The sequence below is a fragment of the Vibrio sp. SCSIO 43155 genome (genome assembly GCF_023716605.1).
Classification (GTDB): Bacteria; Pseudomonadota; Gammaproteobacteria; order Enterobacterales; family Vibrionaceae; genus Vibrio; species Vibrio harveyi.
The window spans coordinates 2,192,731-2,209,058 of record NZ_CP071852.1; the positions used below are offsets into that span (position 1 = coordinate 2,192,731).

General features: G+C 42.5%; 18 protein-coding genes and 1 pseudogene. 4 read left to right on the top strand and 15 right to left on the bottom strand.

What is annotated here, in order from left to right:
- Positions 1-642 precede the first annotated feature (642 nt).
- The 4 genes from J4N44_RS10495 to J4N44_RS10525 form a co-directional block, all read right to left on the bottom strand.
- Positions 643-987, bottom strand: coding sequence for an antibiotic biosynthesis monooxygenase family protein (locus J4N44_RS10495; RefSeq protein ID WP_252044429.1), 345 nt, complete (start codon positions 985-987; stop codon positions 643-645).
- 243 nt (positions 988-1,230) lie between these two features.
- Positions 1,231-1,545, bottom strand: a complete 315-nt coding sequence (locus tag J4N44_RS10505; protein ID WP_171343458.1) for a hypothetical protein — start codon at positions 1,543-1,545, stop codon at positions 1,231-1,233.
- 130 nt (positions 1,546-1,675) lie between these two features.
- Positions 1,676-2,149 (bottom strand): hypothetical protein, encoded by a 474-nt coding sequence (locus J4N44_RS10515; protein WP_152163195.1) that lies wholly within the window; start codon positions 2,147-2,149, stop codon positions 1,676-1,678.
- 144 nt (positions 2,150-2,293) lie between these two features.
- Positions 2,294-2,830, bottom strand: a complete 537-nt coding sequence (locus J4N44_RS10525) for a HEPN domain-containing protein (RefSeq protein ID WP_025543342.1) — start codon at positions 2,828-2,830, stop codon at positions 2,294-2,296.
- A 246-nt stretch (positions 2,831-3,076) separates the two neighbouring features.
- On the opposite strand from J4N44_RS10525, the gene J4N44_RS10535 reads away from it, so the two are divergent.
- The gene (locus J4N44_RS10535; RefSeq protein WP_252044432.1) at positions 3,077-3,379 is read left to right on the top strand and encodes a hypothetical protein; all 303 of its coding nucleotides are present in this window, start codon (positions 3,077-3,079) and stop codon (positions 3,377-3,379) included.
- A gap of 206 nt (positions 3,380-3,585) precedes the next feature.
- Here the strand turns inward: J4N44_RS10535 and J4N44_RS10545 are convergent.
- Positions 3,586-3,939: pseudogene (locus J4N44_RS10545) on the bottom strand (DUF4345 domain-containing protein); the annotation flags it as partial.
- A 1,315-nt stretch (positions 3,940-5,254) separates the two neighbouring features.
- Here J4N44_RS10545 and J4N44_RS10565 point away from each other — a divergent pair.
- Positions 5,255-5,539, top strand: coding sequence for a type II toxin-antitoxin system TacA family antitoxin (locus tag J4N44_RS10565; RefSeq protein WP_252044434.1), 285 nt, complete (start codon positions 5,255-5,257; stop codon positions 5,537-5,539).
- Positions 5,536-5,814: a type II toxin-antitoxin system RelE/ParE family toxin gene (locus J4N44_RS10570; protein WP_252044435.1), complete on the top strand. Its 279-nt coding sequence runs from the start codon at positions 5,536-5,538 to the stop codon at positions 5,812-5,814. Before J4N44_RS10565 ends, J4N44_RS10570 begins: the two co-directional genes overlap by 4 nt.
- A gap of 135 nt (positions 5,815-5,949) precedes the next feature.
- Here the strand turns inward: J4N44_RS10570 and J4N44_RS10580 are convergent, their stop codons facing one another.
- The 4 genes from J4N44_RS10580 to J4N44_RS10615 all read right to left on the bottom strand — a co-directional run bounded on the left by J4N44_RS10580 (position 5,950) and on the right by J4N44_RS10615 (position 9,242).
- Positions 5,950-6,873 (bottom strand): chromosome partitioning protein ParA, encoded by a 924-nt coding sequence (locus tag J4N44_RS10580; RefSeq protein ID WP_252044436.1) that lies wholly within the window; start codon positions 6,871-6,873, stop codon positions 5,950-5,952.
- A 133-nt stretch (positions 6,874-7,006) separates the two neighbouring features.
- Positions 7,007-7,654, bottom strand: coding sequence for a hypothetical protein (locus J4N44_RS10590; RefSeq protein WP_252044384.1), 648 nt, complete (start codon positions 7,652-7,654; stop codon positions 7,007-7,009).
- A 713-nt stretch (positions 7,655-8,367) separates the two neighbouring features.
- Complete coding sequence (locus J4N44_RS10605; protein WP_171343458.1) at positions 8,368-8,682, bottom strand: hypothetical protein; 315 nt, start codon at positions 8,680-8,682, stop codon at positions 8,368-8,370.
- A 143-nt stretch (positions 8,683-8,825) separates the two neighbouring features.
- The gene (locus J4N44_RS10615; RefSeq protein ID WP_230856658.1) at positions 8,826-9,242 is read right to left on the bottom strand and encodes a hypothetical protein; all 417 of its coding nucleotides are present in this window, start codon (positions 9,240-9,242) and stop codon (positions 8,826-8,828) included.
- Between the two features lie 218 nt (positions 9,243-9,460).
- Here J4N44_RS10615 and J4N44_RS10620 point away from each other — a divergent pair, with 218 nt between their 5' ends.
- Positions 9,461-10,423, top strand: coding sequence for an integron integrase (locus J4N44_RS10620; protein WP_074050631.1), 963 nt, complete (start codon positions 9,461-9,463; stop codon positions 10,421-10,423).
- 60 nt (positions 10,424-10,483) lie between these two features.
- On the opposite strand, the gene J4N44_RS10625 is transcribed toward J4N44_RS10620, so the two are convergent.
- From J4N44_RS10625 to J4N44_RS10650, 6 genes are all read right to left on the bottom strand, one after another.
- Entirely contained in the window at positions 10,484-10,957 is a 474-nt protein-coding gene (locus J4N44_RS10625) for a DUF2947 domain-containing protein (protein WP_005445216.1), read from the bottom strand.
- Positions 10,958-10,970: 13 nt separating this feature from the next.
- Positions 10,971-11,558, bottom strand: coding sequence for an HD domain-containing protein (locus J4N44_RS10630; protein WP_252044439.1), 588 nt, complete (start codon positions 11,556-11,558; stop codon positions 10,971-10,973).
- Positions 11,559-12,143 carry a ribosomal protein S5-alanine N-acetyltransferase gene (rimJ, locus tag J4N44_RS10635; RefSeq protein ID WP_114092757.1) on the bottom strand — a complete coding sequence of 195 codons (585 nt, stop codon included), beginning with the start codon at positions 12,141-12,143 and terminating at the stop codon, positions 11,559-11,561.
- Positions 12,144-12,207: 64 nt separating this feature from the next.
- A complete protein-coding gene (gene tyrR / locus J4N44_RS10640) occupies positions 12,208-13,752 on the bottom strand; it encodes a transcriptional regulator TyrR (RefSeq protein WP_005445211.1) in 1,545 nt (514 codons plus the stop codon).
- Positions 13,753-13,852: 100 nt separating this feature from the next.
- Positions 13,853-14,893, bottom strand: coding sequence for a YcjF family protein (locus J4N44_RS10645; RefSeq protein ID WP_252044440.1), 1,041 nt, complete (start codon positions 14,891-14,893; stop codon positions 13,853-13,855).
- Positions 14,890-16,266: a YcjX family GTP-binding protein gene (locus J4N44_RS10650; protein WP_005445206.1), complete on the bottom strand. Its 1,377-nt coding sequence runs from the start codon at positions 16,264-16,266 to the stop codon at positions 14,890-14,892. Before J4N44_RS10650 ends, J4N44_RS10645 begins: the two co-directional genes overlap by 4 nt.
- Positions 16,267-16,328 lie beyond the last annotated feature (62 nt).

The following is a 16,328-nucleotide window of genomic DNA, read 5'->3' on the forward strand; positions in this document are numbered from 1 at the left end:
AAAAGCTACCGCACGGCGCCTTAATCACATAAGCCACCGCAAAGTAAAAATGCCACGCGTTACGAATCACTCTTAAGCAATTTGTTAGTACATGCGCTACTTCTATTTATGCGCTCCAAGATATTGAAAAGTGGCATAATATGAAAGGCTTTGAACACTGAAGTGAGACGGGCAGCTACAAAACTTTACCTCGATTGAAAGACGAAAGTTGGCTAGAAGAAAAATGCATTGAACTGCCCTACTTTCACTGGCTTCAAATTAGAAAAGGATTCGATCCTCGCACTTCGACGGCAATACCAAAGAAAGACAATTCTGACTTAGTAAAAGCCACGAAAGAGAAGAAGCGCTAAAGAAATAGGGTAAGAGTTAGACACCGTAAATGGTGAAATCAAAGCAAACACTCCGCATATAGTGCCACTGGAAAGAACGTGAAAGGTACAAACTGAAAGGTGTAAAGACAAACGCCAAAACAGATAAACACCAAAACTTATGACCTTTGATGTCAAACCCGTACTAACGCCCTGTTAAGGGGTGAGCAACGCAATACCGAAGCCGCCGCATACCACCTTAAACACTAAAAACAACGCATAGTAAAAATGCCACGCGTTGCGAATCCCTCTTGAACAGTTTGTTATGTGAATTTTAGCCGTGTGCGTCGATACTATCTTTTGGGGCTTCTGAACGTATGTCCATGCCATAGTCTCTGATGACACCCGCAACTCTGAGTCTGTAGCTTTCAAAAACACCACTACGACCTTTTAATTGAGCAAATCGATGAGATTCTAGATTGCGCCAATCTTGAATTGCTTCTTCGTCACGCCAAAATGACAAAGATAGAACCTTGCTGTCATTTGTTAGACTTTGGAAACGTTCGATTGAGATAAAACCATCAATATCTGATAGCAGCGGTTTTAGTTCACTTGCAATATCTAGATATTCAGAGGTTTTACCCTCTGCTACCTGTACTTCAAAAATTACTGCGATCATAACTCACCAGACTACGACTAATATATTCGAGCATTTTACCGAATTGGAGCTGCTGTAAATATGAGTTGTAGCAAGAAGTTAGAGATTAGATTCTGTGATTTTTCGCCATTCACATAACGCCCTGTTAAGGGGTGAGCAACGCAATACCGAAGCCACCGCACACCACCTTAATCACTTAAACCAACGCATAGTGAAAGTGCCACGCGTTGCGAATCCCTCTTGAACAGTTTGTTATACAAATGGTTAATTGGATTCTGCGGTCTCTTTAAAGACTAGGTTAAGAGGTTTAGCTAAAGAGTAAATCCACAAACCAAATGCTACAAAGCACCACATAAACAACGCTAGGAAAAAACTAAATATTGGCCACATTGCTAATGCTAGTAACAGACCTGATACACCCGTTACTGGTGTTTCTTCCCACTTTACAGTCTCCGCACCAAATATGGATGCGATGCCACACATTAAAAAGAAAACAAAGAAGCTTAAGCTAAAGCCGATAAAAAGCATTTTGAAAAGAGACCTTTTCGATATTTTCTTAACTGTAATTTCCATTTTCATCCCTGTATTTGTATAACGCCCTGTTAAGGTGTGAGCAACGCTATACCGAAGCTCACGCATACCACCTTAACCACTAAACCAAAGGCATGGTAAAAATGCCACGCGTTGCGAATCACTCTTAAACAGTTTGTTATGTGTTTACTTTCCGACCAAACATCAAAGGAAATATATGGGCATGATATGACTTTACAATTACCTCTAAATCAGATGATAACACTTCGTCGGGGATGTTGGGCTCTATGACGTAGAACACAGAAAGTAGCTCTTCCTTGGTGACTTCATGATCCAAATTATGCGCTAGGTTATTTCGTAGTACATTTAGCTTTTTTAGAGAACCAACCACGGAACTATTGAGAACCCTCTCGCCATCTTCAAATTGTAACTTAGAGCATAGCTCTAATTTCTGTCTATATGAGAGGCTGACACTCAGAACCGCTGAAGCGTGCCTATCTAATATTAAACCTATGATTTTCTCTAAGACCGCCTCTGTTATCAGGTGAATAGTCAATATCCTAGCGATAGAACCTTCTGGTTCGTGAAATCCACGCATTGCCTGGCTGAACATCTTGTATTCAAGTTTACTTAGCTCTTCCTTTTTTGTCATACAACCTCCCGCTGCACATAACGCCCTGTTAAGGTGTGAGCAACGCAATACCGAAGTCACCGCATACCACCTTAAACACTAAACACAACGCATAGTAAAAATGCCACGCGTTGCGAATCACTCTTAAACAGTTTGTTATATGAATTAGATTTCCGATAGCTTGTTATCAGTGGCTTCAACTAAGTCCCTAAAAAAACGAATACACTTATCAAGTTCATCGCGCCTTACAATATGTGGCAACTGTTTATCAATTTGCGCTCTATGAACAGCTTCACCACGCTTACGCAGCCATGTATTCAATGCAGACCTAGTGTCTTTTGCCGTATGATAATTTCCAAACACCCAGCTTTCAGTAACATCAATACCAAAGAACTCTTGAAATAAATTTCTAGTTTTGCTGGAGTCTGGATTATGAAAGGTCTTTAAGTGATCATTAAGGCGATTCTCAATAATATTTCCAACCTGAGAACCCATTATCATTCCATACTTAGCAGCGATTAACTCAGATGCTATATCTTCGACATATGTTTCCCAAGCCGTCAATGTCATTATTAAGGTCGCCCTTTTTAGAGCTTCAGGAGGCTGATATTTGTTTTCACAATTATTCATTAAGTCATAACACGTGATTAGCTCCTCCGAATCAGAGATAGCTAATTCAAACTCTTTTCTTGCTTGAGACATAAAACTCCCTTATTCATATAACGCCCTGCTAAGGGGTGAGCAACACAATACCGATGCCGCTGCATACCACCTTAATCACTAAATTCAACGCATGGTAAAAATGCCACGCGTTGTGAATCCCTCTTGAGCAGTTTGTTAGTCGCGAGGCACCGAGCGACAATTTTAAGCCGAACTAAACTTTGCGAACAACAAACTTTATGTGCTTTGATGCATTTAAGTCAGGCGTAGTCTCAAAGCGGCTACTCAATGAAACCACTTAGAACAAACAACGCCGTAGAAAACGGACTGACAACACCAAAAAGCGCTTTTGGAAAGCCAATCTCACAGTGCGGACTTTCAACAAAGTCACTGAAACCACGTGGAACTTACCACACCAGAGAAAAAGTCACTTCAGCGAGTAAATCGGCTTTTGTACCAACAAACTCACCGAGCGGAGTTGCAGGCAAAAATAGACTCTCGATTGCCCTGTTCTGTCAGCGCCAAAGAACAAAACAACCGCTAGGACACTTGCCAAACTTTAGGCTTAAAACAACAGAAACTGAGTTTTGACCATCGACGATGAACTTGTGCGCTAAACAAGCAACTGCCAGATTTTGAGCTTAGAAACATGATTTTGATTACTAGCTTTTTCTGGCGACTAACGCCCTGTTAAGGGGTGAGCAACGCAATACAAAAGCTGCCGCATACCACCTTAAACAATAAAACCAACGCATAGTGAAAATGCCACGCGTTGCGAATCCCTCTTGAACAGTTTGTTAGGCATTGGCTACCGGTGCCTCTGACTTTGTCAGGTATAGAGCTAATAACCCAAAAACTAACTCCGCAACTAAATAAACATACATTAGTGTATTAGGTTGACCGTCAAACAAGATACCAATTAGACGACCAAATGCCATAGATAACAATGTAATAGCTACAATGATTAAAGCTAAAGTGACATCTTGCTTAATCTTGAGGACGAGTATCAAAGCAAGACCGATTGCAAACTGGGCACCACCATACGTAGCCCTAAAATCAATACTTGCTGAGGTAGAATTGGGGCTTGAGCCTGTAATTAAGTTTGCCATGTCTACAGGGAACACAGCAAAGATAGCTCCGTAGAGTAAAAAGAATAGCGCAGTTAACTAAACTAATAATTTCGACATACCTACTCCCTTAGGTTCGAAAAGATGCCTAACGCCTTGTTAAGGGGTGAGCAACGCAATACCGATGCTACCGCATACCGCCCTAATCACTAAAACTAACGCATATTAAAAATGCCACGCGTTGCGAATCCCTCTTGAACAATTTGTTATGTGAACATGCAAAGTCAGTACCCAATATCTAGAATCAAAAGCAACGTTAATATAAAAGGAGACCAGTACCATATGCTCCCTTTCCATTTACGAACTACCAAAGTTTGATACAACAAAGCGACAATAAATACTAATTCTAGAAAAAGCTGGAAAGGAAAGAGCTACAATGAGTAAACCATCCCATACCCAGGAGCTTGACCAGTTTCACTAGGATTACTCATTACACCGTCGATAAAGTGCTCGAAATATAAGTAAATGAAATGGTTCAGTGTTAGTGCAACTAAAACAAACCTCACAATGCTCACGCTCCAAGTTTATGATTTGAAATAGTATTTGTTCCAGCTCAGAAACTGTCGAGCATCATATTTTCATAAACTCGACATCAATCTCAGTTTTGTTCACATAACGCCTTGCTAAGGTGTGAGTAACGCAATACAAAAGCTACCGCACGACGCCTTAATCACATAAGCCACCGCAAAGTAAAAATGCCACGCGTTACGAATCACTCTTAAGCAATTTGTTAGTACATGCGCTACTTCTATTTATGGACTCCAAGATATTGAAAAGTGGCATGATATGAAAGGCTTTGAACACTGAAGTGAGACGGGCAGCTACAAAACTTTACCGTCATTGAGAGACGAAAGTTGGCTAGAAGAAAAACGCACTGAACGCCCCTACTTTCACTCACTTCAAATTAGAAAAGGATTCGATCCTCGCACTTTGATGGCAACACTCAAAGAAAGATAGGATTCACTTCGGAAGTACAGCGGAAGCGAAAAGGCGCCAAAGAAATAGGCTAAGAGTTAGAAACCGTAAACGGTGAAATCAAAGCGAACACTCCGCATATAGTGCCACCGGAAAGAACGTGAAAGGCATTAACTTTAAGGTGTAAAGACGAGCGCCAAAACAGATTAACACCAAAACTTATAACCTTTGATATCAAACCCGTACTAACGCCCAATTAAGGTGTGAGGCACACAATACGATGCTCCCGCATACCACCTTAATCACTAAAACCAACGCATAGTAAAAATGCCACGCGTGCCGAATCACTCTTAAATTGTTTGTTAGTTGCCCATCTTAAAGCCTAGTGCTAACATTTGTACACACACCAACAAAGGAATATATCATGGACACTAGAATTCAATTTCGTGTTGATGAAGAAACAAAACGCCTAGCTCAACAAATGGCTGAGAGCCAAGGTCGAACTCTAAGTGATGCTTGCCGCGAACTTACTGAGCAACTCGCTGAACAACAAAGAAAAACATTATCTCACGATGCATGGCTAACTGAACAAGTAAACCTAGCATTTGAGAAGTTTGACTCAGGAAAATCTGTTTTCGTTGAGCACCAAACTGCTAAGTCTCGAATGGAAGAGCGCAAAGCCAGAATCCGTAATCTAGGTAAGCAATGATTTTATGGGAAGAAGAGTCACTTAATGATCGTGAAAAGATCTTCGAGTTTCTCTATGACTTCAACCCTGATGCGGCAGAAAAAACTGACAACCTCATTGAAGCAAAAGTAGAAAACTTGCTTGAACAACCTTTAATGGGTGTACAACGAGATGGCATCCGCGGACGATTGCTCATTATTCCTGAGATTTCGATGATTATCTCTTATTGGGTCGAGGGCGATATCATCAGAGTTATGCGTGTACTCCACCAGAAACAAAAATTCCCTACGAATTGATTACTTCCTCTGGGGAACTAACGCCCTGTTAAGGTGTGAGCAACGCAATACCTGAGCCGCCGCATACCACCTTAAACACTAAACGCAACGCATAGTAAAAATGCCACGCGTTGCGAATCACTCTTAAACAGTTTGTTAGGCAATAGATTGCAAATTGCTCATAAACGTTTCAAAAACTATACGACCTTTTTCCAAATTATCTGCATGGATTTTAAGATACTCACTTTCGTCTAACTCAAGGTCGAGTTCTTTACGCACAGAAAGCAGTATATGTGGAGTCAAATCATTAACCCGAAAGAACTCTGACATACAACGCTTAGTAAACTTAAAATGCTCTTCATTTTGGACAGCCCAGTTAGCGTCAATTTTGGATGTGACTTGATCTCGATACTTACTTTCATTCTCGAAGGCTCTATTTATGCGTTCCCATGCACCTTCTTCTACAATGCCATCTAGATTCATGTTTTTCATTATCGTTAGACAGCGTTCGATTTCATCGTTGTGTTTTTTCCTGCAAGTTTCTAAGAACTCTATGTGAACCTTTCGGTTCATTAACACACCTCGCTCAAGAAAAAGACTCATATATGCAGCCCCGACTTCTCCAGTAAAGTTAGTTAAGTTCTTTACCGTTTCCTCCGTGCCAACCAAAGTGATCTTGGTAATCTGAGCAGCATTCTCAGAAAAGGAATCCGCTATTATTTGATTTGGTATATCCAGGTTAGCCATAACAGCCAAAGATCCCTGATATTTAGTCAAAGCCTCTACGCTATTGAGGTATACTTCTTTCTTAAGAAGCTTTTCTCTCTCAATTGAAGCTAACCTCAGTTGGTGATTACTTCTAACTTCTTCAAGCATCTCTGCATAACCAGATTTTACTTCTTCAACCTCGCTAGTAATTTCACCAATATCTTCTTTGGTCGCTAGATTTTTTGCTTTTTCTGAAAAATAGGAAGGCAAGTATGACTTCAATATAAAAAAGAGAAAACCAGCGCCTATGATTGCTCCGATACCAAAAACTCCAAACATCTGAAACAAGTCTTTTACGTCGCTAATACTCATTTTAACCTCTATTGCCTAACGCCCTGTTAAGGTGTGAGCAACGCAATACCGAAGCTGCCGCATACCACCTTAAACACTAAAACCACCGCATAGTAAAAATGCCACGCGTTGCGAATCACTCTTAAACAGTTTGTTAGCTTTTGTTTAGCTCGCCCCAAAGCTTAAGAGCATCTGCAAATGGCAAAACAACGTCTGCATAAACCCAACAAGAAAAAGATAAAATAATACAGAACCAGCCTATAGATACACAATTGTTGTGAGTGAATTTAGAAAACCCTTTACCTGATGATATCTGTGATGATGCACTTCTCAACATAAAGGTAAATGCAAAGAGTAATGCTGGTATTAATAATGCTGCTAGATATTTAGTATTTCCCTCCAAACCAATATACAACACTACTCCAAGAAATGTGGAACTAGTACCTAGCATAAAAACAATTGGTTTATTCGTAAGCCATTTCAATTTTGGTATGAATGGCAGAGCAGAAAAAATAAAATCCCTTTTTTCTGGCTCGAAATCAAACTTGAGTAGATAAAATTGAATGCCATAAACCAGAAACATGGGTACACAGCCACCTACCAAAGTTTCAAGCCACCAATCCTCTACTGATACTAGTTCTTTAACAAATGGTTCAAGCTCTTGATACTTTGTAAGGTAATCACCGTCAATCAAAAAGCCAGTAAACCAATAGCTAAAAAATGTAAATATTATTATTACTATTGCAGCTACAACTATAAATCTGTATTTAATAAGTAAGTTAAAAAGTGCTGTCAGTTTCATTATTACTTCCAATGTAAATTCTCACTCGTTAAAAAGCTAACGCCTTGCTAAGGTGTGAGTAACGCAATACAAAAGCTACCGCACAGCGCCTTAATAACATAAGCCACCGCAAAGTAAAAATGCCACGCGTTACGAATCACTCTTAAGCAATTTGTTAGTACATGCGCTACTTCTATTTATGCGCTCCAAGATATTGAAAACTGAGATGATATGAAAGGCTTTGAACACTGAAGTGAGACGGGTAGCTACAAAACTTTACCCCGTCGGGAAGACGAACGTTGGCTAGAAGAAAAACGTACTGAACTCCCCTACTTTTATTGGCTTCAAATTAAAAAAGGATTCGATCCTCGCACTTCGACGGCAACGCCAAAGAAAGACAATTCTGACTTAGTAAAAACCATGAAAAAGAAGAAGCGTCAAAGAAATAGACTAAGAGTTAAAAACCGTAAACGGTGAAATCAAAGCGAATACTCAGCATATAGTGCCACCGGAAAGAACGTGAAAGGCACTAACTTTAAGGTGTAAAGACGAGCGCCAAAACAGATAAACACCAAAACTTATGACCTTTGATGTCAAACCCGTACTAACGCCCTGTTAAGGGGTGAGCAACGCAATACCGAAGCCACCGCACACCACCTTAATCACTTAAACCAACGCATAGTGAAAGTGCCACGCGTTGCGAATCCCTCTTGAACAGTTTGTTATACAAATGGTTAATTGGATTCTGCGGTCTCTTTAAAGACTAGGTTAAGAGGTTTAGCTAAAGAGTAAATCCACAAACCAAATGCTACAAAGCACCACATAAACAACGCTAGGAAAAAACTAAATATTGGCCACATTGCTAATGCTAGTAACAGACCTGATACACCCGTTACTGGTGTTTCTTCCCACTTTACAGTCTCCGCACCAAATATGGATGCGATGCCACACATTAAAAAGAAAACAAAGAAGCTTAAGCTAAAGCCGATAAAAAGCATTTTGAAAAGAGACCTTTTCGATATTTTCTTAACTGTAATTTCCATTTTCATCCCTGTATTTGTATAACGCCCTGTTAAGGTGTGAGCAACGCCATACCGAAGCCGCCGCATACCACCTTAAACACTAAAACGAACGCATAATAAAAATGCCACGCGTTGCGAATCACTCTTAAACAGTTTGTTATGCGTAAATTCTAGCCATTTAACTGCCAAGATTTTGAACCTTTGCAATCGTATTTACTAATCATTGCCTGCTCTACCTGATTGATATCGTCTCCATCGTCGATATTTGTTAGAAAGTACAGCTTTATAATTTGCTCTTTATCCACTGCTTCAGCTAACACCTTATGCACAACGCGATATCCATCAGGGTTTGATTTACGATACGGTCGTCCTTTTAACAATCGTTCGACATTCCTTTTGTAGTGTTTCAAAGGACGTCTAGCGCCATTTTTCGCTTTACCGACATACCTTCCAACAAGAACATCATTGTTATCGTAAATTTCCCACATATAAATCAACGCTTGTTCTGAGTCTACACCCTGAGAAATAACATCAAACTCCATACTAACCATCCATTTTTTGTAGGTGTTACATACCGCTTTACGCATAACGCTTTCTATACGGCTCTAAGCCATCTTTCAGGCACGCTACCGCCTTCTTTCATGCAAAAGAAAGTATGCATGCTAGCACTTATCTGCATGAAAAAAATAGAAAATCAGTATGAATCTGTGTGCTCAACCACGCAATTAGACTGCGCAGGCGTGCCTAATTCGTTTAAGCACGCTAATTTAAGAAACCTGTATAAATAACCAGTTAAAATTAAACAATGAAAAATCAGTTTTTACTCAGCGTGAAAGAGCATATGATCTCACGTCACTATGCCAAGAAGACCATAGAAGCCTACCTATTTTGGATAAAGCGATACATACATTTCCACCAGCTAGCCCACCCTTCGAAACTTTCTGAAGATGATGTTGAAGGCTTTCTTAGCCACCTCGCGATTGAAGAAAAAGTGGCAGTAAAAACGCAGGCTCTCGCATTAAATGCTATCTCTTTTTTATACCGTGAATACTTTCAAATGCCACTTTCATTAAACATGCGATTTCAAAAGTCAGTGGCTGAAATGAAATTGCCAGTGGTGTTAACAAGGAATGAAGTACGCCGCTTTGTTCGACATATTGATCCACGATATAAACTCCATATTCAATTGTTATATGGTTCAGGGCTTCGAGTCATGGAATGTCTCCGATTGCGGATTCAAGATATCGATTACGATTATGGAGCAATCAGAGTTTGGCAAGGAAAGGGGGGCAAGAACCGGACAGTGACACTGGCAAAAGAGTTACATGAACCATTAAAAGCACAAGTAAACTTGGCAAGAGATTATTACCAAAAAGATCGTCATGTGGCAGGTTATGCGGGTGTAAATATAGCCGATGGCTTAAGTCGAAAATATCCTGGAGCCGAGCTAGATTTTAATTGGCACTTCCTCTTCCCTTCCACCAAGTTAAATGTCGACAACGAAACAGGAGAGCTTAGGCGTCACCATATCAATGAAAGCGCGATACAAAGAGCAGTGAAGCGAGCCGCAAAAGATGCAAGCATAGAAAAGTCAGTCACTTGCCACACGCTCAGACACAGCTTTGCGACGCACTTACTCGAGTCCGGTGCAGATATACGCACGGTTCAGGAACAGCTTGGGCATTCCGATGTAAAAACCACACAAATATACACGCATGTAATCGAGCGAGGTGCTGGCGGCGTATTGAGCCCTTTATCGAGCCTATAAAAAACAAAAGCCACCGAGTAAAACATCGGTGGCTTTAGCCATTTATGTGCGAAAGTCGTGCTAGTGGCGCTCTCCTAGCTTGACGTTTCCTTTGGAGTCAAACCACAGAGCTTGAGCGCGGCGACGACCAATCAAAATCGGACCATCGTCGTAGAACAAGAAATTCTTCCAGTGTTTTTTAAACGTTGACCACTTCGTCTCAATCACGTTGTATTTCTCATAGCAAAAGTACACGGTTACATCATCTTGCCAGTCAATAAACGTCGCCACTTCTTCTGGAAGTTCAGGTTCATCAGCTTCCCAAGCAGCCATCCAATCGACTTCTTGTGACCAGTTAGACTCTTTCATTGGCCAGTCTGATGAGCTCAAACGATCTGCATCAGGGCTTTGCGCACTGATGTTCTCTTTCCAGAACTGCGCGGCGCGAGCTTGACTCATTGGCTTGATAAACTCTAGGTCTTCTTCCGGCACTGGCATTGACTGGTGAGTAAAAATCCATTTTCTTTGGTATTCATCCAAAGGCAAATAAGACATTCAGTCTCCTTTCTTACGACTTCAACCAACCGTTCTCGGTGGCATCTTCAATCAGTTCTTTAGCCTTGTCCCATAATGTGACAGAGCCAAATTCAATTCTTTTATTGATGGTTAACGCTTGCTCTTGCGTCACCCCATTTTCTTTCCAACTTTGACCATCATTGTGGTAGTTGAGCAACATTGGAATAAGGCGGTCTAACGCCTTAGCGTATTTAGCATCATTACTTTGCGCGGCTTCAAATTCATGCCACAGAGCGAGCAGTTCTTCACCTTGATCGCTTGGTAACATACCAAACAAACGCTGAACCGCTCTGAACTCTTTCTCTTCTTGCTCTTTAGACGCTGCAACATCATAAACAAAGGTATCGCCCGCGTCGATCTCTACCACATCATGAATAAGCAGCATTTTCATCACACGCGCAATATCAACTGGAGCATTAGCGTGCTCTTGCATTAAAACAGCCATTAGCGCAACGTGCCAGCTGTGCTCACCGCTATTTTCCAGACGTCCATCAGCGCTTTTTACTCGAGTGCGTCGAAGTACGCTTTTCAGTTGGTCTAGTTCTATCAAAAGCGCTAACTGCTTTTCCAGCCTTTCCATCTATCGAGCCTCTGCATTCCAATTCGGGTTAGTCAGCGATGTCAGCACATGATCTTGCCACTCACCGTTGATCAACAAATAATCCTTTGCGTAACCTTCTCTTTCAAATCCGACATGTTGCAAAACAGCTTCACTTCGCGTGTTATGCGGCATGTAGCCAGCTTGAATGCGATGTAACTTTTGTACATCAAACATATAGTCGCATGCCATTTTCAACGCGCGGCGCATATAGCCATTTCCTTGCGCATCTTCAGCAAGAGAGTAACCCACATTACAGGCATAAAATGGGAAACGGGTCAGGTTACTGAAAGAGAGCGTCCCGAGCATTTTACCTGATTCAGCATGAACGAGTAGGCAGTAGTAGCCCAACCCCAATCTATGCAGCTCGTTCAGTTTTATCAACTTTTGTAGCCAGCCGTTGACAGAGTAAAATGCCTCTTCACGTTTTGGCTCAAAAGGCGCTAAATACTCTCGGTTTGTCTGAAAATATACCGCAATCATATCGGCATCACCAATTTCTGCGGTACGTAGAAGCAAGTCGCCGTCCAACTTGTGAACGGCGATTGAGGAGCTTTTATCTTCCATTACGAATGACAACTTCCATTTAATTTCGGATTAATTTTCGGATAGCCCAGTTTGTACGAATACCCTAGCTTTTACGAATACCATAATCACGCAATTTGTTCGCGATAGAGGTATGAGAGACATTCAATCGCTTGGCGAGCTTACGGCTTGATGGGAAAGATTGATACAAACGCTCTAAAATCTGCGATTCGTAATCACGCATGATCTCATCCAATGATCCATCAAGGTTCAAGGTTGCGCTACCTCCGCCCATTGCTTGCGGTTGAGGCAGATTAAAGTTATCCGCTTTTAGCAAATGACCTTCCATCTCAGTCAGCGCGCGAAGCACCATGTTATCTAACTGACGCATGTTACCGGGCCACTGGTAATTTGCTAACGCATCAACAAGTTCATTATCGAGTTCTGGTTTATCGATACCAAGCTGCTGAGCATGTTTTGTGACAAACAAATCCAGCAATGGTGCAACATCGTTCGAGCGTTTACGCAGCGGCGGGATGTTCAACGTTAGAACGTTGAGACGATAATACAAATCTTCACGGAACTTACCTGCTTCGGCAAGTTCGGCTAGGTTGTGCTTGGTTGAGGCAATAATACGCACATCAACATGCATCTCATCTTCTGCACCAACACGACGGAAGTTTCCATCTTGTAAAAAGCGAAGTAGTTTGATTTGCAAGTGCGCACTCATCTCGCCTATCTCATCGAGAAAAACGGTGCCGCCGTTGGCTTGCTCAAAAATACCTTTATGCCCTTGCTCATGATTAAACGAGCCAGGTGCATGACCAAATAACTCGGTCTCCGCAACATCGTCCGGCATCGACGCACAACTCAGCACCATAAATGGCTTGCTCGCGCGTCCAGATCGGCTATGACATGCTTTTGCCAGCATTTCTTTGCCAGTACCAGTTTCACCCTCAATCAATAGGGGTTGGTCAAGCACTGACAGTTTTTTTGCTTGGTTCATCAACGCCTTATGGCGATTCGATAAACCAACAAAATGCTCGAATCCTAACTGGTTATGCAATGGCAGAGTTTCTTCTATCTGCACACCTTGCTGGCTAGAGCGAATAGTCATCAACGTACTAGCAAGAGTTGAGTTTTGCGCTTCGTCTTTAATGTAGACAGGCATCAACTCAAGAATGTAGTCCAAACCATCAATCACTAAGCTTTCACGAGTGCGGGCATTAACGCCTTCCGACCAACGAGAAAAACGAACACTCGGTAACAAAACTCCGATTTGAGTGCCAATCACATCTTGTTTGTGCTGACCAAGTAGAGACAATGCTGACATGTTCGCCATATCTACCGCACCTTTGAGGTCGATGGCAAAGACAGGATCTGGAAGATTATCTACCAAAGAGAGCAACTCAGTATTGTGGCGCTCCATTGGCATAAATTGGATTTTACGTACGTCTTTGACCCCCGGTATACGGCGGATTTCTGCCATTAGTTCGCTAAAGGTATCAAAATCAATATCAGGGCAGTTTAGGTAAATGATGCCACTAATATCAATTTCGATACCACGTAAATCGATGCTTTTAGACGCTAAAATATCGAGCAGTTCTCGGGTAAGACCGAGTCTATCTTCACAAAAGACTTCAAGACGCACTGAAAATATCCCAAATCACAACTGTCAGGAAAAGTTGACAGTAGTTTCTACCAAGCTTGGAATGGCGTCAAGTAATCCTCACCGTCAAAGGTGACATTGATTACGGTTTCATCGTGATTGATGCAACTTTCGCCACCACTTCTTTGCGAATCGCACCTAGTTTCACCTGACGCTCCGGATACCAAGGTAATGGACGAAGCAGTGCCATCGATTTGAGCCCTAGGCGCGCAGTCAAAATACCCACACCCAAACCCTGCCCTGCTCGCGCAGAGACTTTTCCAGCTAAATCCATCGACATCAGATCCATACTGGCATCAATCGCGAGCTCACTGGCACCTGCTGCTGCCATGTTAACGAACACTGCACGTAGCAGTTTGATGCGTGAAGCATACCCCAGCTCAACGCCATACACCTTCGAAAGATTGTCGATCATTTTGAAGTTACGCCATGCCACCAGCAACATATCAGCGGCTGCTAATGGGCTCACAGCCACCAACGCGGCAGATTCAGTTGCATGTTGCGAAACAATTTTGGTTGCGAGCTTGTCTTGCTGACTCACAACCATGGAATCATACATATCTAGAATTTCGGCATCACTATGAGCTGGGTTTACGCTGTTTTTCCAACGATCAAACCCCGGGTTTTCTGCCAACACGCCGCTTTGCTCCGCCACTTTTTCACAAAAGGCTTTGCCCTTACCGACGCTTTGGCTATCAATAAGCCCTTCGCTTTCTTCCTGCACACTAAAATGATTGCGAAGTTTACGCAGCTTCCATAGCTCTTTGCCTAGTGCACCCAAACCAAAAGAAGCGATAGTGGTGATAAAGCCAGCCCAGCCAAGAGCAAGCCAATCAGCAGTTTGTACTGCGGTAACGACAGAATCGACCGTCTGCCAACCAACTAAACCGGCAAAGGTTGCAAAGAGCCCCGTTGTCAGCCATTTGCGACCCACTCTCGGGCGAATGACATGTTCAAGCTGTAACTCTTGTTCTGTTTCATCCTGTTGCTCTTCAATCGCCACAGGTACGAAGGTTTCTTTTTCTGAAAACGTCTTTTGAGCCGTCAACTCAGGAGAAACACTCTCTTGATCACTTTGCATCACTTTTTCTGAGAAGACTTGTTTTTGTTTTAGTTCACTCATTTCAATTTGTCTCCCAATAGGTATTCCAATGCTTTGTCTAGGCGAATGTGTTTCATCGGCTCATCCGTTTCTGAAGGCATTGGACGGAAAGAAGTAAAATCAAAGCCACTGTTTTGCCAATAAGCGGTATTCGGCAGCTTCTTAGGGACTTCTCCCGGGAACATCGTCATTGGCTCCCCTTTTAACGTCGTGCCTTGCAGCGCGGGGACGGTTTTATCTCCGGAGGCAATAAAGCCTGACATGGTCGCTTGAATCGACGCAATGCTCATGCAGCTCATTTCAATGTTCTCGTACGCTGCGGTTTGCCATGCTGGGTGGACCATTTGCTGTAACAATGACACTAAGTGAGGGTGCTGATCTGGGGTCACGTGATCCGCTTTCGTCGCAGCAAACAGAACTCTGTCGATCTTTGGTGAGAACAAACGACGCAAGAAGCTACTGCGCCCATACCGGAAGCTATGCATGATCTGTTCAAGCGCTTGGCGCATATCATAAAAAGCTTCATCACCCGCATTAAGTGGCTGCAAGCAGTCGACCAGTACGATCTGTCGATCGAAAGTAGCAAAATGATGTTTGTAAAACGCTTTGACGACCTTTTGCTGGTATTCATGGTAACGCGCTTCTAGCATCGCGAGGTTACTGCCTTTAGAAGGCTTTACCCCTTCGTCAACTCGACACGGGAAAAACTGCAGCACTGGCGCACCAGCAAGCTCACCCGGTAAAACAAATCGACCAGGTTGCACCCAGTGTAGCCCTGAGTCTTTACAAGCATGCAAATAATCTGTGTATGCGTTAGCAACCTGCTCAAGCTGTTTTTCACTGGCTTCTGCATTCAAATCCACCGAATCAAGCGCCTCTAACCAAGGGTTGGCAAGCTCAAGACGCTGACCTTTTAGCGCATCAAACTGGGTACGAGACCAGCTTGCAAAATCCATATCAAGCAAAGGTAAATCAAGAAGCCACTCACCCGGGTAGTCAATGATATCGACGTTCAATACCGCGGTTTTGCTCAGCAGCTTTTTAGTGGTTTTGTTCGGTTTATATTTGAGTGCAAGACGAATTTCGCTCACGTCACGAGTCGGCACCGGCCATTGGGGAGGTGTAGCATGAATTTGACTCATTGCCTCATCATAGGCAAAACGTGGCACCATCATGTTCGTTTGTGGTTCACGTTTAGCGCCAATCAGGCGCTTATCACGGGCCGCATTAAGCAGTGGCAAATTATCGTGTGTCGCAGTGTGCAGCAGTTGATTGACTAAAGAAGTAATAAAGGCGGTTTTCCCCGCTCGAGATAACCCAGTCACGGCGATTCGGACATTGGTGTCCATACCACGGCTGATAAAGTCATTCACTTCTTGCGTTATTCTTTTCATACTTTTTATTTATCTCATCAATTTCTGCTACGCAGTGTAATTTTACCAACCTTAATCAAAGA